The organism is Rhizobacter sp. P2_D12 (genome assembly GCF_056404395.1).
Window position 1 is genome coordinate 17173 of the sequence record NZ_JBFUEB010000059.1, and the last position, 23854, is coordinate 41026.

Genomic DNA, 23854 nt, shown 5'->3' on the forward strand with positions numbered 1-23854 from the left:
CGTGCACGCGCCGTCCAGACTGCTCCCCGCCCTCGCCCTGAGTTTCAACGCCCTGGTGTGGGGCCTGTCCTGGTGGCCGTTCCGCGAGCTGCAGGCGCTCGGCCTGCACCCGCTGTGGGCCACGGTGCTGATCTACGGCGTGGCGGTGCTGCTGATCGGGCTGACGCGGCGTCGCGCGTTCGCGACGCTGGTGCGCACGCCGACGCTGTGGATCCTGGTGCTGGCCTCGGGCACCACCAACGCCGCCTTCAACTGGGCGATGGTGATCGGCGACGTGGTGCGCGTCGTGCTGCTGTTCTACCTGATGCCGCTGTGGGCGGTGCTGCTGTCGCGGCTGGTGCTGAAGGAAGCCTTCACGCCGACCGCGGCGCTGCGCATCGCGCTGGCGCTGGCCGGCGCCTTCATCGTGCTGAAACCGGCCGGCGGCGCGATCGAACTGCCGCTGCCGCAATCGCTGGCCGACTGGCTGGGCGTGCTGGGCGGGTTCTCGTTCGCGCTCAACAACGTGATGCTGCGCCACCAGGCGCGCCAGCCGGAAGAAGCGCGCGCGCTCGCGATGTTCGCCGGCGGCGTGCTGGTTGCCGGCGTGCTGGCCGCGAGCCTGGCCGCCGGCGCGCTGATGCCGTGGCTGCCGGCGCCGCAGCCGGGCTGGCTGCTGTTCGTCGCGGGCCTGAGCGGCGTGTTCCTGCTCAGCAACCTGGCCTTGCAGTTCGGCGCATCGCGGCTGCCGGCCAACGTCACGTCGGTGGTGATGCTGTGCGAGGTGATCTTCGCGACGCTGTCGGCGGTGGCGCTGGGCGCCGGCACGCTGACGCCCGACGTGCTGCTCGGCGGCGCGCTGATCCTGGCGGGGGCGCTGCTGTCGGCCTTCGAACGAAGCGGCGCGCATTGACCCCGGATTGCGCTGCGCTTCATCCGGGCTACGCCGCTGGGGCGGCCCGCTCGAGCGCTACTGCAGCGTGCGCGTGCCCGGCAGGCTGAACACCTCGGCCGGTGCCTCGTGCGCCCGGCAGGCCGCGCCGGCCTCGCGCGTGCAGCCGGCCATCACGGCCCAGCGCTCGTGCAGGTGCCACAGCACGCAGCGGCAGTCGCCGGACAGCTGCGGGTGCCCCGCCAGCATCGCCAGGTTGTGCGCGATCTTCTCGCCCATGCCGGCCCGGTGCGCCGGGTCGGTGGCCGCCTGCAGGTACTGGCTGTAGCCCGTCATCAGCGCCAATGTCCCGGCCAGCACGGCTTCGACGCCAGGCATCTGGTGTTCCTCGATCAGCAGGTCCATGCGGTGCTCCGATGGCAGTGGCAATGGAGGCATGCTATATCAAATGAGAATCATTCTCAAATAGCCGCGAAATCGGGATCGAGCTGGCGCAGCGCCTGGACGAACTCGGCCTCCATCAGCGGCTTGGTGAGGTAGGCGTCGCAGCCGGCCAGCGAGCCGCGCACCCGGTCGGCGGCGCCGGACAGGCCGGTGACCATCACGATCTTCGGGGCCTCGCCGCTGGAATAGCGCGCGCTCTGCTTCATGAACTGGCACAGCTGCAGCCCGTCCATCGGGCTTTCGGCGCCGAGCGCGATGTCGATGAAGGCAAGCGCGAAGCGGTGCAGCGTCAGCCGGTCCAGCGCCTGCGTGCTGTTGCGCGCGAGGTGCACGCGGTAGCCCAGGCGCATCAGCCGCGCCTGCAGGAACTTGAGCGCGATGCGGCTGTCGTCGACCACCAGCACGTCCTTGGCGACGCGCACGGCACCGGCCGGGTCGTCCAGCACCTGCGGGTCGGAAGCGACCCAGTCCGCCTGGCGCGGCTCGTCGAGCAGCGCGAGCCGCTGCTCCAGCAACTGGTCGAGCTCGCGCACGATGTGCGTCGGCGCGATCGGGCGCGGCAGGCAGGCGACCGCGCCGGGCGGCACCTGCGCGCCGACGAACACGGTGTCCTGCAGGCGGCCGGCCGCGATGACCGCGCTGACCGAGGCGGGGTGGTCGGCATCGGCGATGACGAAATCGCCGTCGGCCAGGCTGTCGGCGCGGTGGTAGGCGGGAGCGCGCTGTTCGGCCAGGCGGAAGAACGAATGCAGGCCGTCGCGCTCGAAATCGCTGAATCCCTGCAACGCCACCGAATACCGCATCGGAATGCGCTCGGACACGGTGAGCTCCCTTCGTCTTGTGTGGCCTGCATGTTCAGCGCCGCCGCCGGCTGCGTCAAGCGCCGGGAATGGACCGCAGGCCTGCTGCGTACACTGCCGTGCGCCGCCGCCCGGCGCGCATTGCGTTTCAACACGACACCCAGCCCCAGCCAGGAGATCCCGCATGAAACGATTGTTCCTCGTCTTCGCCACCATGGCCGGCCTCGTCGCCGCGCTGCCGGCGGCGGCCCAGTTCGCCAAGCCCGAAGACGCGATCAAGTACCGCAAGGCCGCCTTCACCGTGATGGCCGCGCACTTCGGCCGCGTCGCCGCGATGGCCAACGGCCGCATCCCGTTCGACGCCAAGGCGGCCGCCGACAACGCCGAGATCGCGACGATGATGTCCAAGCTGCCGTACGCCGGCTTCATCGAAGGCACCGACAAGGGCGACACCAAGGCCAAGCCGGAAATCTGGACCGAGCAGGACAAGTTCAAGGCCGCCGCGACCAAGATGCAGGACGCGATGGAGAAGCTCAACGCCGTCGCCAAGGCCGGCAACGTCGACACCCTCAAGGCCGCGGCCGGCACGGTCGGCCAGGCCTGCAAGGGTTGCCACGACACCTACCGCAAGGAGTGAGCCCGGGCGCCGGCCGGGCCGGCTGCCACGCCTTCCCGGGCCCGCTTCGGCGGGCCCGCTGCGTTTGTAAAGACGCCCGGGGGGCATCCGCTACCATTCGCAGTTGCGCTGCGCGCGCCGCCCGTCCCCCCAAGACTTCAACGAGCCGTTTCGAATGACCGTGTTTTGCTCCCGAGCCGTGCGCATCCTCGCCCTGCTGTTGCCGTTGCAGGCCCTGGCAGCACCGGCCGCAGACGAAGCCTCCACCGGCGGCCTGTTCAACACCCCGGCCTATGCGCCGGCAGGCGCGGCCAGCGCGCCGAACACCGGCAGCAACCCGCCGGGCGGTGCCGCGCTGCGCAACCTGCCGGGGCAAGGGCAAGGGCAGGGGCAGGCCGGACGCGACGACGAGGATGGTTCGGGGCGCGTGCGCAACCTGCCGCTGCCCAAGCCCAGCGAGTTCCAGAAGTTCGTCGAAGCGGCCACCGGCCGGCAACTGCCGGTGTTCGGCAGCACTTTCTTCACCGACGCGGTGCGCGGCTTCCAGTCGGTCGACAACGTGCCGGTCTCGGCCGACTACACCGTCGGCCCGGGCGACGAGGTGATGGTGCGGGCCTGGGGCTCGATCGACGTCGACTACCGCAGCATCGTCGACCGCAACGGCCAGCTGAACCTGCCGAAGATCGGCAGCTTCACGGTGTCGGGCATCAAGGCCTCAGAACTCGAAAGCCAGCTGCGCGCACAGATCGGCCGGCTGTACCGCAACTTCAACCTCAGCGTGTCGCTGGGCAAGCTGCGCGGGCTGAAGGTGTTCGTCGTCGGCCCGGCGCGGCTGCCCGGCGTCTACACGGTGCCGAGCCAGTCGACGATGCTGTCGGCCGCAGTGGCCGCCGGCGGCCCCGGCCCGAACGGCTCGATGCGCCGCGTGCTGCTGCGCCGGGACGGCAAGGTGGTGTCCGAACTGGACATCTACGACTTCCTGGTCCAGGGCGACAAGTCCAAGGACCTGCAGCTCTCCGCCGGCGACGTGATCGTCTTCCAGCCGGCCGGCCCGCGCGTCGCGCTGAACGGCGCGCTCGACAATGCCGCGATCTACGAGCTCAAGAGCGCGCAGGAACCGTTGGGCGAAGTGCTCAAGTACGCCGGCGGCTCGCAGGTGCTGGCGAACCCGAACCGCGCCCAGCTCGAGCGCATCGACCCGTCGCAAAGCCCGGCCGCGCGCTACGTCGAGGACCTCAAGCTCGATGCGGCCGGCCTGCAGCGTCCGCTGCGCGACGGCGACGTGCTCACGCTGCTGGCGATCTCGCCGAAGTTCGCCAATGCCGTGACGCTGAAGGGCCATGTCGCGCAGCCGCTGCGCTACGCCTACACGCCCGGCATGCGCATCCGCGACCTGATCCCCGACAAGGAAGCGCTGATCTCGCCCGACTTCTACCGCCGCAAGAACCTGCTGGTGCAGGTGATCGAGGACGACGACGAGGACGATGCATCCCTCGCACAAACGCGGCGGCCACTGCGCGTGGCGGACGGCAGCCGCGACGCGAGCCGTTCGGGCACGCAGCGCACGCCGACCACGGCCCGCGCGCAGGACGACACCGTGCGCAGCGGCATCGGCGTGGTGGATCGCAATGATCGCAATGACGGCTACGACACCGAACGCCCGTCGCGGCGCCGCCAGGACCGTGTCGCCGTACAGGAGGCCAAGCGCACGCCGGCCACGCTGTTCGACGAGCTGAACTGGGACTACGCCGTCGTCGAGCGCCTGAACGACAAGGACCTGAGCACCCAGGTGATCCCGTTCAACCTCGGCAAGGCGGTGCTGCAGGGCGACGACGACAACAACATCGAGCTGAAGGCCGGCGACGTCGTGACGGTCTACAGCCAGAAGGACGTGCGCGTGCCGGTGGGCAAGCAGACCCGCCTGGTGTCGCTCGAAGGCGAGGTCGGCGCTCCCGGCGTCTACCAGTTGCTGCCGGGCGAGACACTGGCGCAACTGATCACGCGGGCCGGCGGCTTCACGCCGCAGGCCTACGTGTATGGCCTGGAGTTCAGCCGCGAAGAGACGCGCGTGCGCCAGCGCGAGAACCTGCAGGCGGCGATCGCCCGGCTCGAAGTGCTGTCGGCCCAGCAGGCGGCACGCGAGGCCGCGAACCGGCGCGACGAGCAGGCCGGCGGCGCCGCCATCAGCTCGGCGGCGACGCAGGCGCAGATGGCGCGGCTCAGCCGCATCCAGCCGAACGGCCGCGTCGCGCTCGAGCTGACGCCCGACACCACCTCGGTGTCGCAGCTGCCGCTGGTGCCGCTGGAGCACGCCGACCGCATCGTGGTGCCCAGCCGCCCCGGCTTCGTCACCGTGGCCGGCGCGGTCGTCAACAACAACGCATTCCTGTGGAAACCCAACCGCACCGTCGGCGACTACGTGAAGCTGGCGGGCCTGGACGAGGCGGCCGAGCCGTCGAACATGTTCGTGCTGCGCGCCGACGGCACCGTCAGCCATGCCAACGAGCGGCGCGGCTGGTTCGGCAGCCTCGAATCGCAACCGCTGCAGCCGGGCGACGCGGTGGTGGTGCCCAACCAGCTCGACTATGAAAGCTGGGGCCGTGCCGCGATGCGCAACCTGAAGGACTTCTCGCAGATCTTCTACCAGTTCGGCCTGGGTGCGGCCGCCATCAAGACGTTGCGCGGGGACTGAGGCAGGCGATGACGATCGATCAAGAGACGAACCTGGCGGCCGACCACCCCCAGGAGGACGACGGCCCGGGCATCAGCCTGGTCGACCTGCTGGTCTGGCTGGGCGAAGGCAAGCGGGTCATCGCCGCCTGCACCGGCGCGGCGATGGTGCTGGCGGTGGTCGTGACGCTGCTCAAGCCGGACATCTTCACCGCGCGCGCCACCTTGCTGGCGCCGGGCGGGCAGCAGCAGAGCTCGTCCGTCGCGGCCCTCGCGGCCCTGGGCTCGCTCGGCGGGCTGGCCGGCGGGATCGGCAGCAAGACGCCCGACGAGTTGTACGTCAGCCTGCTCAAGAGCGACAGCGTGCAGCGGGCTCTGAACCAGCAGTTCAAGCTGCAAGAGCGCTACGACGTCAAGACCTACGAGCAGCTGCGCAATGCCCTGCCCGACTACGTTCGGGTCGGCTCGGACAAGAAATCCGGCCTCATCACGGTCGAGGTCGACGACAAGGTGCCCCAGTTCGCCGCCGACCTGGCGAATGCGCACGCCACCGAAGTCACCAAGCTGCTCGGCCGGCTGGCGGTGTCCGAGGCCCAGCAGCGCCGCGTCTTCTTCGAGCAGCAGCTGAAGGACACCAAGGAGAACCTGATCCTGGCCGAGCAGGCGCTGCGCCAAGTGCAGGAAAAGTCCGGCATGGTGGTGCTCGACAAGCAGGCCGAAGCCATCATCACCGGCGTCGCCCAGCTGAAGGCACTGATCGCCGAGCGCGAAGTGCAACTCAAGGTACTGCGCACGGCTGCGACCTCCGAGAACCCGGATGTGCTGCGCTTGACGTCGGAACTGGCCGCATTGCGCAGCGCACTGGCACGGATGGAATCCGCGCCGGGCGGCAACGCCGCCAACACCACCCCCGGGAGCATCGACATTCCGGTCGGAAAGCTGCCGGGTACGGCAGTCGTCTATGTGCGGGCGCTGCGCGAGGTGAAGTTCCAGGAGTCGCTGCTCGAAAGCATGCTGCGCCAGTACGAAGTCGCCAAGCTGGACGAGGCGAAGGACGCACCTTCGCTGCAGAAGGTCGATATCGCGGTGCCACCGGACCGCAAGTCGAAGCCGGTGCGCACGATCATCGTCCTCGCATCCACCCTGCTGGCGCTGCTGGCTTCGTCACTCTTCGTGATCGCGCGCCGCTACATGGCGTTGCAGCAGCAACAGGGAGCTTCCGACCAGGCCCAGGCGCGCCAGGCGTTGCGCCATGCGTGGCGCTGGCGCCGCGCCTGATCAGGTGTCGAGCAACACGGTTCCTGCAGGCGTCTGAAAACAGGCCTGCAGCGATTCGCCATTGGCCAACGTGAACACGCCCTGGCGGACCAGCGCCGGCGCGCTCGGCGTCGCCAGCGCCTGCAGCCACACGCCCGCATCGGGCAGCCGGTCGCAGGGATGCTCCTCGCCCCATTCGATCAGCGCCGGCCAGGCGCCCCCAGCCAGGCGCCGCCCGTCGGCGCGCACGCAGATGCGCCAGCGCAGCAGGCCGGCGGCGGTCTGGCGTTCGACCTGCCGCACCTCGCCCGGGTCCATGCCGTCGGCCCGCCATCGGTGCGCGACGGCCTCGATGTCGTCGCAGCGCAGCGCCCAGTGGACGAGCCTCGGGCCGCGTTGCAGCTGCGCCTGCAGTGCCGGGTCGTCGAGGTCGAACCAGCGCCGGTGCGAAGGTGCCGGTGCGTCGGGGTCGGTCGCGATGATCTCCAGGTAGCTGCGCGGGAATGCCGGCGAGGCGATCGCGAGCAGCCGGTTGTGCGTGCCCATCATCGGGTGCTTGCCACCGGGCGCCGGCGTGACGCCCAGCGTGGCCTCGCACCACGCGACGCCCTCGTCGAGCGAGCGCGCCGCGACGACGAGGTGGTCCAGCGCCAGCATCGTGCTCAGAGCGACAGCTCGCCCCGGATGCAGCTGACGCTGTGCCCGCCGACCCAGACCTGGCCGTCGCGCTGGGCGATGTGGACCCGTCCGGCGCGGCCGAGACGCGTGCCCTGTGCGGCCACGTACTGCTGGGGCGCGAGACCGGCACCGATCAGCCATTGCGCCAGGCTTGCGTTCAGGCTGCCGGTGACGGGGTCTTCCGGGATGCCGATCGGCGCGGCGAAGGCGCGCACCTCGAACTGGCAGGCCCGCCCGGCCGCATGCGGCGCGATCACGCCGACCTTGGCCAGCGACTTCAGCGCCGCGTGGGTCGGCTCGATCGCGAGCACGGTCTCGGCCTGGTCCAGCAGCAGGCCGAGCCAGCGCGGGCCGTTGTCCAGCCACTGCGCCTCGCGCAGCTGCTCGCGCCGCACCCCGAGCGCGGCGAGCACCGGCTCCAGCAGCGCCGCATCGACCGGCTCGCGACGCAGCGCCGGCGCGGCAAAGGCCGTGCGTTCGCCATCGCGGCGGATCTCCACCAGGCCGACGCCGCACTGCTGCACGACCCGCCCCGGCGTCTTCGGCACGCCGCCCGCCTGCAGCCACGCATGGCAGCTGCCGAGCGTCGGGTGGCCGGCGAAGGGCAGCTCGCCGCCCGGCGTGAAGATGCGCACGCGGTAGTCGGCCGCCGCATCGGTGGGCGCGAGCAGGAAGGTGGTCTCCGACAGGTTGGTCCAGCGCGCGAAATCCTGCATGCGCGCGTCGTCCAGCCCGTCGGCGCCATGCACCACGGCCAGCGGGTTGCCCCGCAATGCCGTGTCGGTGAAGACATCGACCTGCGTGAATGAAAAAGCCATCACACCGCCTCCTTCAGCGCCTCGGCCAGCGCCTTCACGCCACGCTCGATCTGCTCCGGCGCAACCGTCACGAACGACAGCCGCAGCGTGTTCGGCAACGGGTGCTCGGCATAGAACGCCGAGCCCGGCACGAAGGCCACGCCCTTGGCGACCGCGCGCGGCAGCAGCGCGAGCGCATCGCTGCCGGCCGGCAGCTCGACCCAGAAGAACATGCCGCCGCTCGGCACGTTCCAGCGGCAGCCCGGCGGCATGTGCGCCTCCAGCGCGGCCCGCATCGCATCGCGCTGCGCCTTGTAGCGCGCGCGGATGGTCGGCACGTGGGTGTCGAGGAAGCCGTCGCGGATCACCTCGTGCACGATGCGCTGGTTGAAGCCCGGCGTGTGCAGGTCGGCCGCCTGCTTGGCCTGCAGCAGCTTGGGCACCAGCGGCGCCGGCGCGACCACGTAACCCAGGCGCAGGCCGGGCGCCAGCACCTTCGAGAATGAGCCGAGGTACACCGTGCCATCGGGCCAGCGCGCGGCCAGCGGCGGCGGCGGCGGGGCGTCGAACCACAGGTCGCCGTACGGGTTGTCCTCGACCAGCGGCAGGTTCAATGCCTGCGCGCGCTCGGCGATCGCGGCACGGCGGGCCTCGCCCATGCAGCGGCCGCTCGGGTTCTGGAAGTTGGGCAGCAGGTACAGGAAGCGCGCGCCCTCGGCACCGTGCAGCGCATCGGGCAGGGGGCCGTCGTCGTCGCAGTCGACCGCCGTGAAGACCGGCTCGTACGGCGCGAAGGCCTGCAACGCGCCCAGGTAGGTCGGCGACTCGACCGCGACCCGGCTGCCCGGGTCGATCAGCACCTTGCCGACCAGGTCGAGGCCCTGCTGCGAGCCGGTGGTGATCAGCACCTGCGACGCATCGACCGGCTGCCCGTGGCCGCGCAGCATCGTCGCGACCCAGTCGCGCAGCGCCGGCAGCCCTTCGCTCGACGCGTACTGCAGCGCCTCGCGCGGCGTGTCGCGCAGCACGCGCGCGGTGGCCTCGCGCATCGCCTCGACCGGGAAGCTGTCGGGCGACGGCAATCCGCCGGCCAGCGAGATGATGCCGGGCTGTTCGGTGACCTTCAGGATCTCCCGGATGATCGACGGGTTCATGCGGTGCGCGCGTTGCGCGAGCTGCCAGGGGGTGCGCGAGGTCATGCGGGATTCCTTGGGGACAGGGGAACGGACGGGGAGGACGGGAGCGAATGGGTCGGCATCTTCTTGCCGACGAACACGGTGGCGATGACGGCCAGCGAGAACAGCACGGTGGTGGCCGACAGCTGCTCGCCGAGCACCGGCACGGCGAACAGCAGCGACAGGAAGGGCTGCACCAGCTGGACCTGGCTGACGCGCAGCGTACCGCCGAGCGCGAGCCCGCGGTACCACGCGAAGAAGCCCAGCCACATCGAGAACAGCGTGACGTAGCCGAAGCCGAGCCAGGCACCGGCCCGCACCGGCTGGGCCGGCCACGTCCAGGCCATCAGCGGCAGCGTGAGCGGCAGGCTGATCGCCAGCACCCAGCAGATCACGTGCTCGGCCCGCCATTGCCGCGCCAGGTGGGCCCCGGCCACGTAGCCGACCGACGCGCTGGCGACCGCCAGCAGCAGCAGCCCGTCGGCCCATTGGACGCCGCCGCCGGAACGTGCCGCGAAGGCCAGCACCAGCGCGCAGCCGACGGCGGCACAGGCCCAGAAGCCGAACGACGGCCGCTGGCGGAAGAACAGCGCCGCGACGATGGCGGTGCCCAGCGGCAGCACGCCGGTGATCACTGCCGCGTGCATCGCATCGACTTGGCGCAGCGCAAGGCCGAGGAACAGCGGGAAGCCGATCACGGTGCCGGCGGCGCTGACCAGCAGCGCCGGCAACTGCGCCCCGGTGAGGCGCGGCGCACGCGTGAACCGCAGGTAGAAGAGGCTCAGCAGGCCGGCCAGCGCGGCGCGGCCGGCCACGACGAACCACGGCGACAGCTGCGGATCGCTGTCGGGGCCCACCGCCAGCCGGGTCATCGGCGTGGTCATCGCGAAGATCGCGACCCCCAGGAAGCCGATCCACAAACCCTTGCGCTCATCGTTCATGCGGCAGTCTAGACCGTACGACCAACACAGGGCCGGTACACTTGGACTGCCCTCTGTGCGCACTGTATTGGTCCTTTCGCCAGCACATGAACCCCTTGCCACCTTCCTCCCCACTGTCGCGCCATGCCGACGCGACGCTGACCGAGCAGCTGTCCGGCCGCTTCGCCGAGCGCATCCGCCAGCGCCTGCTCGCGCCCGGCACGCGGCTGCCCTCCGTGCGCGAGTGCGCGCGGCGCCACGGCGTCAGCGCCTACACGGTCGTGGCGGCCTACGACCAGCTGCTGGCGCAGGGCCTGGTCGAGGCGCGCAAGCAGCGCGGCTTCTTCGTGCGCGAGCCGAACCCGCGCGAGGCGGCCCGCGCATCGGCCACGCCGGCGACCCGCCCGGTGGCGCCGCTCAGCGCGATCGCGCTGGTGCGCAGCATGTTCCAGCCGCCCGGCGCCCGGCCGATGCCGGGCCTGGGCACGCTGCCCTCCGAGTGGCTGGACCTGGCCATGCTGAGCACCGCGCTGCTCCGCGTCAGCAGCGGCCCGCAGCTGGCGGCCCTGGCGCTGCAGTACGGCGAGCCGGCCGGCGACCTGCGGCTGCGCCGCGCGCTGGCGCAGCGGCTGGCCGACGTCGGCGTCAAGGCCGCGCCGGAACAGGTCGTCACCACCTTCGGCGCGACGCACGCGCTGGACATCGTCACGCGCAGCCTGACCCACGCCGGCGACACCGTGCTGGTCGACGAGCCCGGCTGGTCGGTCGAGTTCGCACGGCTGGCCGCGCTGGGCCTGCGCGTGCTGCCGGTGCCGCGCGGCGAGGACGGCCCGGACCTGGCCGTGATGCAGCGCCTGATCGAGGCCCAGAAGCCGCACGAGCGCCCGCGCCTGTACATCACCGTCTCGGTGCTGCACAACCCGACCGGCGCGACGCTGTCGCTCGGACATGCGCACCGGCTGCTGAAGCTGGCACAGTCGCACGGGCTGCTGATCGTCGAGGACGACACCTACGCCCACCTGGCAGCGCCCCACCTGCCGCGGCTGGCGGCGCTGGACGCGCTGGAGCGCACCATCTACATCTCCGGCTTCTCGAAGATCCTGGTGCCGAACTGGCGCGTCGGCTATCTGGCAGCACCACCGGCCCTGGTCGACCGCTTCATCGACACCAAGCTGCTCGGCAGCCTGACCACCACCAGCCTGACCGAGCAGGCGCTCGCGCACTGCCTGGAGCAGGGCCTGCTGCGCCGCCATGCCGAGCGGGTGATGGCGCGGCTGGACGCGGCGCGCGCCCGCTCGGTGCAACTGGCCGAGGCGGCCGGATGCCGCTTCGCGGCCCCGCCGCGCGGGCTGTTCGGCTGGGTCGACACCGGCGTCGACACCGAGCGCTTGTCGCAGGTGATGCTGGACGACGGCTGGCTGCTGGCCCCCGGCTCGATCTTCCATGCCACGCCGCGCCCCACCCATCTGATGCGCATCAACTTCGCGACCACGCAGGATGCGCAGTTCTGGCAGGCGCTGCAACAGGCCCGTGACCACGTGGTGTCCGCCCCACCCCGGAATCCGGGCTTTGCTTCGCCGCCCCAGTGACCTACAGTCACACTTCCTTGCGTTTCTGAGTCCATGTTCGAGCCCACCATTCCCTTCGGCGAGCCCGAGTTGATGCGCGTCAGCGCCTTCCAGCGCTACCTGCACGAGCCGGGCGGCCCGCGCGCCCTCGGCGAGGTGCCCGACAGCAGCATGCGCGGCGCGACGCTCAGCCCGTCGCTGCTGGCCGACCTGAGCCGCTTCGAGCGGGCCGGCCACGCGTCCGAGGTGCTGGAGGTGCTGGCCGCCTGCGTGCGCCATTCGCAGCAGGTGGTGATCCACCTGCAGATGGGCGACGCCGTGGTGCCGCTGACGGTGTTCGCGCTCGAGCGCCTGGTGCACTGCCCGATCAACCTCGATGCGCTGCTGCGCGAGCGCCCGACCGAACTGCGCGTGCTGCACGTCGAGCCGGCCGTGCTGCGGCCGCCGGGCGACGAGGAGCTGTCGCTGGTCGGCGACGAGCACCATTACCACTCGCTCGGCCCGGTGTTGTGGGAGCTGGCGCTGCGCGGTTCGCGCGCTTCGCTGCTGCCGGAGATCGCCGGCCCGGTGGCCTACCGCGCCGCACCGGGCTTCACGCTCGGCGGCTTGCGCGCCGGCGGCGTGTTGCGCACCGCGGTGCACCGGTTGCAGGGCGACCGCTATTCGCTGCGCGAGATGGCCGAGTGGCCCGGCTTCGACGCGTCGCGCGCGGCGCGGCTGCTGAATGCGTTGTACCTGCAGTCGGGGCTGATCATCAGCCGCACGCACCGAGCGGCGATCGGCGAATCGTGGTTCGGCGCGCTCGGGCGCTGATCCGGGCGAGGGGCCGTCAGTCCGCCGGCTGTGGCGCGCCGATCGCGGCGACCGCCTGCGCCAGCCGCTCGGCCGGCGTGCCGCGCAAGCGCGTGAACGGGATGCCGCGCTCGGTGAGGCGCGCTTCGTACCAGGCGTGCTGCCACTGCCGGAACGCCTCGTCGCGGCGGGTGCCGTCCTGCACCAACGGGAAATCGGGCTCGCACAGCAGCCAGCGGTCGTAGGCGCGCCGCGACAAGGCCTGCAGCGCCGGCACCGCCGCGCCGAACATCGCCTCGCTGTAGCCGTGCGTCACCAGCGGCGTCGTGTCGCAGGGCAGCACCTGGTGCGCGCGCGGCAGCAGTTCGTCCTCGCGCGCCGCCTGGGTCTGCGCGATGCGCAGCAGGTCGGGTTCACCGAGCTGCCCGGACTGCGCCTCCCACAGCTCGCGCCCGAACTCCGCCGCCCAGACGCTGCCGTAGTGCGCTGCCAGTTCGCGCGCCAGGCTTGTCTTGCCGGTTGACTCGCCACCGACCAGCGCGACGCGCAACACGAAGCCGGCATAGACCTGTGGATCGAGGAAGCGCCGGTGGCGGTGCGGCTCGGCGCGGATGCGGGTCGCGCTGATCGGCACCGCCAGGCGCTGCGGGTCGAACGGCCGCGCGGCGACGTCGCGGCCCAGCAGCGCCGACAGCGTCGCGGCGGTCGGGTGCACGTAGTCCTCGCTCGCGAAGATCGCGTCCACCGGCGCGCGCAGCACGTCGCGCAGCAGCAGGCCGAGGAAGCGCTGCTGCTCGGCTTCCGGCGCGGCGTTGGGCGGCAGGCGCAGCGCGCTGCCGCGCGCCTGCAGCCAGTGGTCGTCGATCACCTGCACCTCGGCCGACGGGCAGCAGCGCCGCAGCCATGCGCTGCGCCGCACGACGCCGCAACCCGCGAACTCCGGATTCGTGTACGACAGCACCAACAGTCGGCCGCAGTGCGCCAGCGCATGCTGCAGCAAGGCCTCGTGACCGAGGTGCAGCGGCGCGAACTTGCCGACCACCAGCCCGTTCACTGGAGTACCTTCGTGCTGCGCACTGCGGTATTCGCCCTTGGGGCGGCCCGGCGGGCTCATGCCGCCACCGCGCGCCAGTCGCGCCACCAGCGCCAGCCGCCGTACCAGGCGTTGAGCCAATAGATGGCATACAGCATGGCCGTCAGCGTCAGCCCGCGCGAGGCATACAGCGGCACCGACAGCGTGTTGACCAGCAGCCAGGCCGGCCAGGTCTCCAGGCGCCGGCGCATCAACAGCAGTTGCGCGACGACGCTGAACGCCAGCACGGCCGAGTCGACGTAGGGCGCATAGGCATCGGTCCAGTGGTGCAGCAGGCTGCCGTACGCGGCCGTCACCGCCAGCGCCGCCAGCAAGCAGCCCCCGATCAGCCGCGCCGAGCTGCGCCGCACCGGCGGTGCGACGGCGGCCCTGCCGCCATGCCAGTGCCACCAGCCCAGCAGGCTGGTCGCGACGAAGAAGCCCTGCAGCGTCACGTCGGCATACAGCTGGCTCTGGAAGAACAGCACGCCGAACAGCAGGCTGCCGGCGATGCCGGTCCACCAGGTGTGCACGCTGTTGCGCGCCGCGAGGCCGATGGACAGCGTGGTCACCGCGTTCGCGGCCAGCTCCAGCGGGGGCGGCCACGCCATCAGCGGGCGCCGAGTTCTTCCCAGCGCGTCAGCGCGCCCAGCAGCTCGTCGTCGAGCGCGGCATAGCGCGCCTGCGCGGCGGCCAGCTTCGCGGCATCGCCGGTGTAGATCCCGGTACCGGCGAGCAGCTCGGACAAGGCCTTCTGCTCGGCCTCCAGCGCCTCGATGCGGGCCGGCAGGCCGTCCAGTTCGCGCTGTTCCTTGTAGCTGAGCTTGGCCTTCTTCGCGACCGGCGCGGCCGGTGCGGCCGCCGCTGCCGCGGGCGGCGTCGGCGCCGGGGCGGCCTTCGCGGCCTTGTCGCGCAGCGCCCGTGCGCGGTCGCGCTGCAGCTTCCAGTCCTCGTAGCCGCCTTCGTACTCGCGCCAGAAGCCCGGACTCTCGTCGCCCTCCCACGCGATCGTGCTGGTCACCACGTTGTCGAGGAAGCGCCGGTCGTGGCTCACCAGGAACACCGTGCCCGGGTAGCCCTGCAGCAGTTCCTCGAGCAGCTCGAGCGTGTCGATGTCGAGGTCGTTGGTGGGTTCGTCGAGCACCAGCACGTTGGCCGGCAGCGCGAACAGGCGCGCCAGCAGCACGCGGTTGCGCTCGCCGCCGCTCAGCGTGCGCACCGGCGAGTTGGCGCGCTCGGGCGAGAACAGGAAGTCGTTCAGGTAGCTCATCACGTGCTTGCGCTGGCCGTTGAACTCGACCCATTCGCTGCCCGGGCTGATGGTGTCGGCAAGCGTCGCATCGAGCTTCAGCGTGCTGCGCATCTGGTCGAAGTAGGCGACCTCCAGCTTGCTGCCCTGGCGCACATGGCCGGAGTCGGCTTTCAGTTCGCCGAGGATGAGTTTCAGCAGCGTCGTCTTGCCGGCACCGTTCGGTCCGATCAGGCCGACCTTGTCGCCGCGCAGGATGGTGGCGGTGAAGTCCTTCACGATCACCTTCGCGCCGAAGCGCAGGTTCACGTCGCGCAGCTCGGCCACGATCTTGCCGCTGGGTGCGCCGGAGTCCACCTCCAGGCGCACCTGGCCCAGCGAGTCGCGCCGCTTCCGGCGCTGGTCGCGCAGGACTTCCAGCCGCTGGATGCGCGCCACGCTGCGCGTGCGGCGTGCTTCGACGCCCTTGCGGATCCACACCTCTTCCTGGGCCAGCAGCTTGTCGGCGCGCGCGTTGGCGAGCGCGTCGGACGCGAGCTGCTCTTCCTTCATGCGTTCGTAGGCGCTGAAGTTGCCGGGGTAGCTGCGGATGATGCCGCGGTCGAGCTCGAGGATGCGCGTGGCCACGCCGTCGAGGAAGGCGCGGTCGTGGGTGATCAGCATCACGCTGCCCTTGAAGCCGCGCAGCAGCTCTTCGAGCCAGGCGATCGAGTCGAGATCGAGGTGGTTGGTCGGCTCGTCGAGCAGCAGCACGTCGGGCACGGCGACCAGGGCCTGCGCCAGCGCGACGCGCTTCTTCATGCCGCCCGAGAGCTGGCCGATCTCGCGCGTGCCGTCGAGGTGAAGCTGCGCGAGCGTGGTGTCCACGCGCTGCTCCCAGTTCCAGGCGTCGAGCGCCTCGATGCGCGTCTGCAACGCGTCGAGGTCGACGCCTTCGGCATGCTCCTCGTAGGCCTGGCGAACGGCGCGGGCTTCGGCCACGCCTTCGCTGACCGCTTCGAACACCGTGTGGCCGGGCTCGAACGCCGGCTCCTGCGGCACATAGCAGATGCGCACGCCTTGCGTCATCTGCAGCAGGCCGTCGTCGAGCTTTTCCAGCCCGGCGATGATCTTCAGCATCGAGGACTTGCCGGCGCCGTTGCGGCCGATCAGCCCCAGGCGCTCACCGGTTTCCAGCGAGAAGGCCGCGTTGTCGAGCAGGGCCACGTGGCCGTAGGCCAGGTGGGCATTGGAAAGCGAGAGGACGGCCATGGCGAACCCGGCGATGAAGCCAGCGAAGGAAACCGCGGATTATCCCAGGGCGGCCTCCAGCGCGTCGATGAACATCTCCGCCACGTCGAAGCCGGCTTGCTGCGTGATCTCCTGGAAGCAGGTCGGGCTGGTCACGTTGATCTCGGTCAGGCTGTCGCCGATGATGTCCAGCCCCACCAGCAGCAGCCCGCGCGCGGCCAGCACCGGGCCCAGCGCCTCGGCGATCTCGCGGTCGCGGGCCGACAGCGGCTGCGCCACGCCCTTGCCGCCGGCCGCCAGGTTGCCGCGGATCTCGCTGCCCTGCGGGATGCGCGCCAGCGAGAACGGCACCGGCACGCCGCCGATCACCAGCACCCGCTTGTCGCCCTTGACGATCTCGGGCAGGTAGCGCTGCACCATCACCGTCTGCGTGCCGCCCTTGTTCAGCGTCTCGGTGATGCTGCCCAGGTTCAGCCCATCGGGGCCGACGCGGAAGATGCCCATGCCGCCCATGCCGTCGAGCGGCTTCAGGATGATGTCCTGGTGCTCCGCATGGAAGCGCTTGATCTCGGCCTCGTCGCGCGTCACCAGCGTCGGGCCGATGAAGTCGGGGAACTCGAGGATCGCGAGCTTTTCAGGGTGGTCGCGCAGCGAGGCCGGCTTGTTGAACACGCGAGCGCCTTCGCGCTCGGCCTGCTGCAGCAGGTGGGTGGCGTAGAAGTACTCGCTGTCGAACGGCGGGTCCTTGCGCATCAGCACCGCGGTGGTGTCGGCCAGCGCCAGCGTGCGCGCGGGCTGTTCGTCGAACCAGGCGTGCGGGTCGCCCGTGAGGGTGAACGACCGCACCTTGGCCTGCACGCGGCCGCCGCGCTGCCACACCAGGTCGCGCGGCTCGCAGGCGGCCAGCGCGTGGCCGCGCCTCGCGGCTTCGCGCATCATCGCGAAGGTCGAATCCTTGTAGGTCTTGAAGGCTTCCAGCGGGTCGGCAACGAACAGCAGCGTCATGGCGAGGCTCTTTCGGTCAGGCAGCGATTCGGGGTCGCCACTGTTGCACAAAAAGCGCGAGCGCGCCGGCCACCACGCCCCAGAAGGCCGAGCCGATGCCCCACAGGCTCAGGCCGCTCAGCGTGACCAGGAAGGTGATCAGCGCGGCCTCGCGGTGCGCGTCCTCCTTCAGCGCCGATGCGAGCCCGCTGCCGATGCTGCCCAGCAGCGCGAGGCCGGCGATCGCCACCACCAGCTCGCGCGGGAAGGCGGTCAGCACGCCGGTGACGGCGGCGCCGAACAGGCCGATCACGACGTAGATCAGCCCGCAGGCGACGGCGGCCATGTAGCGGCGGTCCTTGTCTTCATGCGCCTCGCGGCCCATGACGATGGCGGCGGTGATGGCCGACAGGTTCAGCGCGAACGCGCCGAAGGGCGCGAGCAGCAGCGTCGCGACGCCGGTGATCGTGATCAGCGTCGACACCGGCATGTCGTAGCCGGCCGCGCGGATGGCGGCGACGCCGGGCAGGTTCTGCGAGGCCATCGTGACGACGAACAGCGGCAGCGCCAGGCTGACGATGGCCGGCAGCGTGAACACCGGCGCGGTGAAGACCGGCAGCGTCAGGCCGAGCGACACCGCGCCCAGGTGCAGCTGGCCCTGCAGCGCCGCGCAGGCGGTGCCGGCGGCCAGCACGCCGGGCACCGCGTAGCGCGGCCACAGCCGGCGCCCGACCAGGTAGGCGGCGAGCATCAGCAGCACCAGCGCGAACGACGACTTCAGCGCGATGAAGGCATCGAGCCCGAAGCGCGCCAGCACGCCGGCCAGCAAGGCGCTCGCGAGCGGCATCGGGATGCGGCCCATCAGCCGCTCGAACCAGCCGGTGACGCCGAACAGTGCGATCAGCGCGGCACTGACGAGGAAGGCACCGACGGCCTCGGGCAGGTGGAAGCCGCCGCTCGCGGCGGCGGTGGCCAGCACCGCGGCGCCCGGCGTGGACCACGCGATCATCACCGGCTGGCGCAGCCACAGCGACGGCACGATGGAGCACAGCCCCATGCCGAGGCCGAGCGCCCACATCCACGAGCTGATCTCGGCCGGCCCGGCGCCCAGCGCCTGCGCGGCCGAGAAGACGATGGCCACCGAGCTGGTGAAGCCGACGAGGACGGCGACGAAGCCGGCCACGAAGGCGGACAGCGACATGTCGGACGGGCGGATCTTCATTCGTGACGGATGATCCCGGCTTGGCATCCGGGCTGCTAGATTTCGACTTTCGAGCCCAACTCCACGACGCGGTTGGTGGGCAGGCTCAGGAAGTCCGCCGCCGCCGCCGCGTTCCGGTGCATCCCTGCGAACAGCTTCTCGCGCCAGCTCGCCATGCCGCTGCCGAAGGTCGGGATCACGATGTCGCGCGACAGGAAGTACGAGGTCTCCATGTCGTCCATCTGGCAGCCGCGCGTGCGCAGGAAGGCCAGCGCCTCGGGCACGTCCGGCTCGTTCTTGAAGCCGAAGTGCACCGTCACCTGCCAGCAGTCGCGCCCCAGCGATTCCATCTCGCAGCGCTTGTCGAAGCCGATCCACGGCACCTCGTGCTGCTTGACGGTGACGAACAGGTTGGTCTCGTGCAGCACCTTGTTGTGCTTGAGGTTGTGCAGCAGCGCGTTCGGCGTCAGGCCCTGCTCGCTGACCAGGAACACCGCCGTGCCGCCCACGCGCGTCGGCGGGCTCACGAACACCGCGTCGAGGAAGCTCTTCAGGTCGATCGCGTCCTCGCGCAGGCGCTCGGCCATCAGCCGGCGGCCCTGCTTCCAGGTCATCATGATCATGAACATCACGCCGCCGATCACCACCGGGAACCAGCCGCCGTCGAACACCTTGATCACGTTGGCGCTGAAGTAGGTGAAATCGACCAGGAAGAAGAAGCCGGTCGCCGCCGCACTGAGCGACCACGGGTAGCGCCAGCCGTAGCGGATCACGAAGAAGGTCATCGTGGTCGTGATCAGCATGTCGATCGTCACCGCGATGCCGTAGGCCGCGGCCAGCTTGCTGCTGGAGCCGAAGGTCACGACCGCCATCACGATGCAGGCGTACAGCCCCCAGTTGACGAACGGCAGGTAGACCTGCCCCGTCTCGCGCACCGAGGTGTGCAGGATGCGCAGCCGCGGCAGGTAGCCCAGCTGCATCGCCTGCTTGGTGACCGAGAACGCCGCCGTGATCAGCGCCTGCGACGCGATCACCGCGGCCAGCGTCGCCAGCCCGATCAGCGGGTACAGCGCCCACTGCGGGGCCATCTCGTAGAACGGGTTCTTCACGTTCTCCGGATGCGCCAGCAGCATCGCGCCCTGGCCGAAGTAGTTCAGCACGAGCGCCGGCATCGCGAGGCTGAACCACGCGAGGCGGATCGGCCGCTTGCCGAAGTGACCCATGTCGGCGTACAGCGCTTCGGCACCGGTCACGCACAGCACGATCGAGCCGAGCGCGATGAAGGCGATGCCCGGGTGGCCCAGCAGGAAGGCCAGCGCATATTGGGGGCCCAGCGCCGCCAGCACCGCCGGGTTGGTCGCGATCTGCGCCAGGCCCAGCACCGCCAGCACCGCGAACCACAGCACCATCACCGGCCCGAACAGCTTGCCCACCGTGGCCGTGCCGTGCCGCTGCACCAGGAACAGCAGCGTCAGCACCACCAGCGACAGCGGCACGATGTAGTGGTGCAGGCCCGGCGCGGCCACCTCCAGGCCCTCGATCGCGCCCAGCACCGTGATGGCCGGCGTGATCACGCCGTCGCCGAAGAAGATCGCGGTGCCGAAGATGCCGACCATCAGCAGCCGTTTGCGCAACACAGGCCTGTCCTTGACTGCTTGAGAAGCGAGCGCCAACATAGCGATCAACCCGCCTTCACCGTTGTTGTCGGCACGCAGGATCAGCACGACGTACTTGATGGACACCACGACGGTCAGCGTCCAGAACACCAGCGACAGCACGCCGTAGATGTTCTGCGGCGTCAGCGGCACGTGGCCGTGGGCAAAAACTTCCTTGAGGGCGTAGAGGGGGCTGGTGCCGATGTCGCCGTAGACGACGCCGATGGCCCCCAGCGTGAGGGCCGCCAGGCTGGAGCTGGGACGATGCTGATTCACGTTCCACCGCGCCCGCCAAGGGGGCACGGCTCAATCAAAGGACGCTCATTGTGCGCCCGGGGATACGAGCGGAAACATGCCGTCGCGCCGCACCCCCGGCCCACAGGGGTTGATGTTGCAGTGCAGCAACGAGAGGAGTAAAAGGCGGGCTTACTCGTAGACCTCGGCGTCCGGGTCGGTCGCTTCGAGCTCGTAGCTGGCGGCCAGCATCGCCAGGCGGGCGATCACGCCATACATGTAGAAGCGGTTCGGCGCGCTGGCGCCCGGCTTGACGCCCGGCTTCGGCAGCTGGTTGGATTCGGCGAAGGCCAGCGGCACGAAGCTCGCCCCCGGAGAGTTCAGGTTTTCGTCGATGCCGCGTTCGGCGTTGACGCGGTAGAAGCCGCCGACCACGTAGCGGTCGATCATGTAGACCACCGGCTCGGCGACGGCGTCGTTGACGCGTTCGTAGGTGGGCACGCCTTCCTGCAGGATGACCTCGCTGACCTCCTGGCCGTCCTTGATCACGCTCATCTTGTTGCGCGACTTGCGGTTCAGGTCGACCAGGTCCTTCGGGTCGCGCACCGTCATGATGCCCATGCCGTAGGTGCCGGCGTCGGCCTTCACGATGATGAACGGTTTTTCCTGGATGCCGTATTCCTTGTACTTGCGGCGGATCTTGCCGAGCAGCGCCTCGGCGTTGCTGGCCAGGCATTCGGCGCCGGTGCCGTCGGTGAAGTTGACCTCGCCGCAGCGCGCGAACATCGGGTTGATCAGCCACGGGTCCATGCCCAGCAGCTTGGCGAACTTCTTGGCCACTTCCTCGTAGGCCTGGAAGTGGTTGGTCTTGCGCCGCACCGCCCAGCCGGCGTGCAGCGGCGGCAGCAGGTACTGCTCGTGCAGGTTCTCGAGCACCTTCGGGATGCCGGCCGACAGGTCGTTGTTCAGCAGGATCGTGCAAGGATCGAAGTCCTTCAGGCCCAGGCGGCCGCGCGTGCGCAGCAGCGGCTCGACCGTCAGCGAGCTGCCGTCGGGCAGGTCGATCTGGGTCGGGGCCTTGATGCTGTCGTCCAGCGTGCCCAGGCGCACGTTCAACCCGGCCTGGTGGAAGATCTGCGTCAGCCGCGCGACGTTGGTCAGGTAGAAGGTGTTGCGGGTGTGCTTCTCGGGGATCAGCAGCAGGTTCTTGGCTTCCGGGCAGATCTTCTCGATCGCCGCCATGGCCGCCTGCACTGCCAGCGGCAGCATCTCGGGGGTCAGGTTGTTGAAGCCGCCGGGGAACAGGTTGGTGTCGACCGGCGCCAGCTTGAAGCCGGCGTTGCGCACGTCCACCGAGGTGTAGAACGGCGGCGTGTGCTCCATCCATTCGAGGCGGAACCAGCGTTCGATGGCCGGCAGCGATTCGAGGATGCGCTGCTCCAGTTCGTTGATCGGGCCGGTGAGAGCGGTGATGAGGTGGGGAACCATAGAAGCCCGGAATGAACGCCTGAGGCAGGGATTCTAGGCATCTGGGGTCGGGCGCGTCGATGGCAAGGGACGAGGCCCCGGGCGGGGTGAGGCTTGCGTCACGGCGTGGGGGCGTTGTTTTTCTCGCTGCGCGAGGGCTTGCGCAGGTTCACTGCGTGAGGCTGTTGCCGGGTCTCGCCCCGGCGGGCGAGTCACTTTGGCTTCGCCGAAGCTTCGCTTTCATTTGCGGCCCAAATGAAAGTAACCAAAGCAAAGGGCCTCAACCCGAACACCATGCAGTTCGTTCTGCACGCTTCGGCCACAAGCGGCCTTTACACGGCCGTTCTGGCTCTGACCCTCATCTCGATTGTTGGATCTTCTTCTCCATCCGCCTCGCTTCGCATCGTCGGGAGCCCGCYGCTACGCGGCAAAGTGATSGACGAACCCCGGATTGGCATCCGGGCTACGAACACTGGGTAGCCCGGATGCCAATCCGGGAATCGTTCCTCACTTCGTTGAGACGAGGCGCAGCGAGTCGGGTGGAGAAGAAGATCCAACAATCGAGATGCGGGTCAGATCTCRAGCGGCCGTGTAAAGGCCGCCTGTGGCCGAAGCGTGCAGAACGAACTGCATGGTGTTCGGGTTCAAGCGCCTTCTTTGGTTACTTTCTTTGGCAAGACAAAGAAAGTGACTCGCCCGCCGGGGCGAGACCCGGCACGCCACGCAGTGAGCAAAAGCCCTCGCGCAGCGAGAATGAAAAAGGCCGCCTCGCGGCGGCCTCCCGATGGCATCGCGCCAGCTATTTACTGGTGATAAGCCGTCTCGCCATGGGCCGAGATGTCCAGCCCCTCGCGTTCCTCTTCCTCGGTGACGCGCAGGCCGATCACCAAGTCGACGATCTTGAAGGCGACCAGCGACACCACGCCCGACCAGACGATGGTCACGACCACGGCCTTCAGCTGGATCCAGACCTGGGCGCCGATCGGGTTGGAGATCACGGAGGCCGTGACCCAGTCGCCGACCAGGCCGGGGCCGCCGAGCGATTGCGTGTTGAACACGCCGGTCAGCAGCGCGCCGACGATGCCGCCGACGCCGTGCACGCCGAACACGTCCAGCGAGTCGTCCGCGCCGAGCAGCTTCTTCAGGCCGTTGACACCCCACAGGCAGGCGAAGCCGGCGATGAAGCCGATCACGATCGCGCCCATCAGGCCGACGTTGCCGGCCGCCGGGGTGATCGCCACCAGGCCCGCCACCGCACCCGACGCCGCACCCAGCATCGAGGCCTTGCCGCGCATCAGCGCTTCACCGATGCACCAGGCCAGCACCGCGGCCGAGGTGGCCGTGAAGGTGTTCATGAAGGCGAGCACGGCGCTGTTGCCGGCTTCCAGCGCGGAGCCGGCGTTGAAGCCGAACCAGCCCACCCACAGCAGCGCGGCACCGACCATCGTCAGCGTCAGCGAGTGCGGCGTGAACGACTCCTTGCCGTAGCCGATGCGCTTGCCGATCATGTAGGCACCGACCAGGCCGGCCACCGCGGCGTTGATGTGCACCACGGTACCGCCCGCGAAGTCGAGCGCGCCCCATTGCCACAGCATGCCCGCCTTGGCGTTCATCTCGTCGACGACGCCGGCAGCGCTGTATGCATCCGGGCCCATCCAGAACCAGACCATGTGCGCGATCGGCGCGTAGCTGAAGGTGAACCACAGCGTCATGAACAGCAGCACGGCCGAGAACTTGATGCGCTCGGCGAAGGCGCCGACGATCAGGCAGCAGGTGATGCCGGCGAAGGTGGCCTGGAAGGCGGCGAACAGCAGCTCGGGGATGTAGACCCCCTTGCTGAAGGTGGCGCCCATCGCGAACGTGCCGGTGGCCGCGTCGAAGATGCCCTTCATGAACAGCCGGTCGAGGCCGCCGACGAACTTGTTGCCTTCGGTGAACGCGAGGCTGTAGCCGTAGATGGTCCACAGCACGACGATCAGCGAGAACGTGACCATCACCTGCATCAGCACCGACAGCATGTTCTTGCTGCGCACCAGGCCGCCGTAGAACAGCGCCAGGCCCGGCACCGTCATCATGATGACGAGCAGGGTCGCGACGATCATCCAGGCGACGTCGCCCTTGTTGGCCACCGGCGCGGCCGGGGCCGATGCGGCGGTGGCCGCCGAGGCTGCGGC

At 69.9% G+C, this 23854-nt stretch carries 20 protein-coding genes; 6 read left to right on the top strand and 14 right to left on the bottom strand.

Translation table 11 applies throughout. The annotated features are described in order from the left end of the window. Position 1 precedes the first annotated feature (1 nt). Positions 2-892 carry a DMT family transporter gene (locus tag AC1DYN_RS19475; protein WP_477962549.1) on the top strand — a complete coding sequence of 297 codons (891 nt, stop codon included), beginning with the start codon at positions 2-4 and terminating at the stop codon, positions 890-892. A gap of 57 nt (positions 893-949) precedes the next feature. On the opposite strand, the gene AC1DYN_RS19480 is transcribed toward AC1DYN_RS19475, so the two are convergent. Continuing rightward, on the bottom strand, positions 950-1276 hold the full coding sequence (locus AC1DYN_RS19480; protein WP_477962551.1) for a hypothetical protein: 327 nt from the start codon (positions 1274-1276) through the stop codon (positions 950-952). 56 nt (positions 1277-1332) lie between these two features. Then, positions 1333-2136, bottom strand: coding sequence for a response regulator (locus AC1DYN_RS19485; protein WP_477962553.1), 804 nt, complete (start codon positions 2134-2136; stop codon positions 1333-1335). Between the two features lie 163 nt (positions 2137-2299). Between AC1DYN_RS19485 and AC1DYN_RS19490 the strand changes: the two genes are divergently transcribed. The 3 genes from AC1DYN_RS19490 to AC1DYN_RS19500 all read left to right on the top strand — a co-directional run bounded on the left by AC1DYN_RS19490 (position 2300) and on the right by AC1DYN_RS19500 (position 6679). Beyond that, positions 2300-2752, top strand: a complete 453-nt coding sequence (locus tag AC1DYN_RS19490) for a c-type cytochrome (RefSeq protein WP_477962555.1) — start codon at positions 2300-2302, stop codon at positions 2750-2752. 178 nt (positions 2753-2930) lie between these two features. Continuing rightward, entirely contained in the window at positions 2931-5423 is a 2493-nt protein-coding gene (locus AC1DYN_RS19495) for a polysaccharide biosynthesis/export family protein (RefSeq protein WP_477962557.1), read from the top strand. 8 nt (positions 5424-5431) lie between these two features. Then, positions 5432-6679, top strand: a complete 1248-nt coding sequence (locus AC1DYN_RS19500; RefSeq protein ID WP_477962559.1) for a Wzz/FepE/Etk N-terminal domain-containing protein — start codon at positions 5432-5434, stop codon at positions 6677-6679. Here AC1DYN_RS19500 and AC1DYN_RS19505 read toward each other — a convergent pair whose 3' ends face one another. From AC1DYN_RS19505 to AC1DYN_RS19520, 4 genes are read right to left on the bottom strand one after another with little or no spacing between them, the layout of a single operon-like run. Continuing rightward, complete coding sequence (locus AC1DYN_RS19505) at positions 6680-7315, bottom strand: VOC family protein (protein WP_477962561.1); 636 nt, start codon at positions 7313-7315, stop codon at positions 6680-6682. Between the two features lie 5 nt (positions 7316-7320). Continuing rightward, complete coding sequence (locus AC1DYN_RS19510; protein WP_477962563.1) at positions 7321-8154, bottom strand: PhzF family phenazine biosynthesis protein; 834 nt, start codon at positions 8152-8154, stop codon at positions 7321-7323. Next, positions 8154-9332, bottom strand: coding sequence for an aminotransferase-like domain-containing protein (locus AC1DYN_RS19515; RefSeq protein WP_477962565.1), 1179 nt, complete (start codon positions 9330-9332; stop codon positions 8154-8156). Before AC1DYN_RS19515 ends, AC1DYN_RS19510 begins: the two co-directional genes overlap by 1 nt. After that, positions 9329-10249: a DMT family transporter gene (locus AC1DYN_RS19520; protein ID WP_477962567.1), complete on the bottom strand. Its 921-nt coding sequence runs from the start codon at positions 10247-10249 to the stop codon at positions 9329-9331. Before AC1DYN_RS19520 ends, AC1DYN_RS19515 begins: the two co-directional genes overlap by 4 nt. Before the next feature lie 86 nt (positions 10250-10335). On the opposite strand from AC1DYN_RS19520, the gene AC1DYN_RS19525 reads away from it, so the two are divergent. Next, positions 10336-11817: an aminotransferase-like domain-containing protein gene (locus AC1DYN_RS19525; protein WP_477962569.1), complete on the top strand. Its 1482-nt coding sequence runs from the start codon at positions 10336-10338 to the stop codon at positions 11815-11817. 33 nt (positions 11818-11850) lie between these two features. Beyond that, on the top strand, positions 11851-12609 hold the full coding sequence (locus AC1DYN_RS19530; protein WP_477962571.1) for a hypothetical protein: 759 nt from the start codon (positions 11851-11853) through the stop codon (positions 12607-12609). A 16-nt stretch (positions 12610-12625) separates the two neighbouring features. Here the strand turns inward: AC1DYN_RS19530 and AC1DYN_RS19535 are convergent, their stop codons facing one another. From AC1DYN_RS19535 to AC1DYN_RS19570, 8 genes are all read right to left on the bottom strand, one after another. Further along, positions 12626-13702 (bottom strand): AAA family ATPase, encoded by a 1077-nt coding sequence (locus tag AC1DYN_RS19535; protein ID WP_477962573.1) that lies wholly within the window; start codon positions 13700-13702, stop codon positions 12626-12628. After that, the gene (pnuC, locus tag AC1DYN_RS19540; protein WP_477962575.1) at positions 13699-14271 is read right to left on the bottom strand and encodes a nicotinamide riboside transporter PnuC; all 573 of its coding nucleotides are present in this window, start codon (positions 14269-14271) and stop codon (positions 13699-13701) included. Before pnuC ends, AC1DYN_RS19535 begins: the two co-directional genes overlap by 4 nt. Next, complete coding sequence (gene abc-f, locus AC1DYN_RS19545; RefSeq protein ID WP_477962577.1) at positions 14271-16160, bottom strand: ribosomal protection-like ABC-F family protein; 1890 nt, start codon at positions 16158-16160, stop codon at positions 14271-14273. The genes pnuC and abc-f overlap by 1 nt, the downstream gene beginning before the upstream one ends. A gap of 39 nt (positions 16161-16199) precedes the next feature. Next, positions 16200-17144: a glutathione synthase gene (gene gshB, locus AC1DYN_RS19550; protein ID WP_477962579.1), complete on the bottom strand. Its 945-nt coding sequence runs from the start codon at positions 17142-17144 to the stop codon at positions 16200-16202. A 16-nt stretch (positions 17145-17160) separates the two neighbouring features. After that, positions 17161-18345: a benzoate/H(+) symporter BenE family transporter gene (locus tag AC1DYN_RS19555; protein WP_477962581.1), complete on the bottom strand. Its 1185-nt coding sequence runs from the start codon at positions 18343-18345 to the stop codon at positions 17161-17163. Positions 18346-18380: 35 nt separating this feature from the next. Then, positions 18381-20255: a potassium transporter Kup gene (locus tag AC1DYN_RS19560; protein WP_477962583.1), complete on the bottom strand. Its 1875-nt coding sequence runs from the start codon at positions 20253-20255 to the stop codon at positions 18381-18383. Positions 20256-20405: 150 nt separating this feature from the next. Beyond that, a complete protein-coding gene (gshA, locus tag AC1DYN_RS19565) occupies positions 20406-21701 on the bottom strand; it encodes a glutamate--cysteine ligase (RefSeq protein ID WP_477962586.1) in 1296 nt (431 codons plus the stop codon). Positions 21702-22483: 782 nt separating this feature from the next. Continuing rightward, the coding region (locus AC1DYN_RS19570) for an ammonium transporter (RefSeq protein ID WP_477962588.1) at positions 22484-23854 on the bottom strand (1371 nt) is incomplete at its 5' end.

Excerpts from the sequence above, each read along its gene's own strand:
- AC1DYN_RS19500 (WP_477962559.1), top strand. The coding sequence starts at position 5,432 with ATGACGATCGATCAAGAGACGAACCTGGCGGCCGACCACCCCCAGGAG.
- AC1DYN_RS19525 (WP_477962569.1), top strand. The coding sequence starts at position 10,336 with ATGAACCCCTTGCCACCTTCCTCCCCACTGTCGCGCCATGCCGACGCG.
- AC1DYN_RS19505 (WP_477962561.1), bottom strand. The coding sequence starts at position 7,315 with ATGCTGGCGCTGGACCACCTCGTCGTCGCGGCGCGCTCGCTCGACGAG.
- pnuC (WP_477962575.1), bottom strand. The coding sequence starts at position 14,271 with ATGGCGTGGCCGCCCCCGCTGGAGCTGGCCGCGAACGCGGTGACCACG.
- AC1DYN_RS19555 (WP_477962581.1), bottom strand. The coding sequence starts at position 18,345 with ATGAAGATCCGCCCGTCCGACATGTCGCTGTCCGCCTTCGTGGCCGGC.
- AC1DYN_RS19520 (WP_477962567.1), bottom strand. The coding sequence starts at position 10,249 with ATGAACGATGAGCGCAAGGGTTTGTGGATCGGCTTCCTGGGGGTCGCG.
- AC1DYN_RS19490 (WP_477962555.1), top strand. The coding sequence starts at position 2,300 with ATGAAACGATTGTTCCTCGTCTTCGCCACCATGGCCGGCCTCGTCGCC.
- abc-f (WP_477962577.1), bottom strand. The coding sequence starts at position 16,160 with ATGGCCGTCCTCTCGCTTTCCAATGCCCACCTGGCCTACGGCCACGTG.
- gshB (WP_477962579.1), bottom strand. The coding sequence starts at position 17,144 with ATGACGCTGCTGTTCGTTGCCGACCCGCTGGAAGCCTTCAAGACCTAC.
- gshA (WP_477962586.1), bottom strand. The coding sequence starts at position 21,701 with ATGGTTCCCCACCTCATCACCGCTCTCACCGGCCCGATCAACGAACTG.
- AC1DYN_RS19530 (WP_477962571.1), top strand. The coding sequence starts at position 11,851 with ATGTTCGAGCCCACCATTCCCTTCGGCGAGCCCGAGTTGATGCGCGTC.
- AC1DYN_RS19535 (WP_477962573.1), bottom strand. The coding sequence starts at position 13,702 with ATGAGCCCGCCGGGCCGCCCCAAGGGCGAATACCGCAGTGCGCAGCAC.
- AC1DYN_RS19480 (WP_477962551.1), bottom strand. The coding sequence starts at position 1,276 with ATGGACCTGCTGATCGAGGAACACCAGATGCCTGGCGTCGAAGCCGTG.
- AC1DYN_RS19510 (WP_477962563.1), bottom strand. The coding sequence starts at position 8,154 with ATGGCTTTTTCATTCACGCAGGTCGATGTCTTCACCGACACGGCATTG.
- AC1DYN_RS19515 (WP_477962565.1), bottom strand. The coding sequence starts at position 9,332 with ATGACCTCGCGCACCCCCTGGCAGCTCGCGCAACGCGCGCACCGCATG.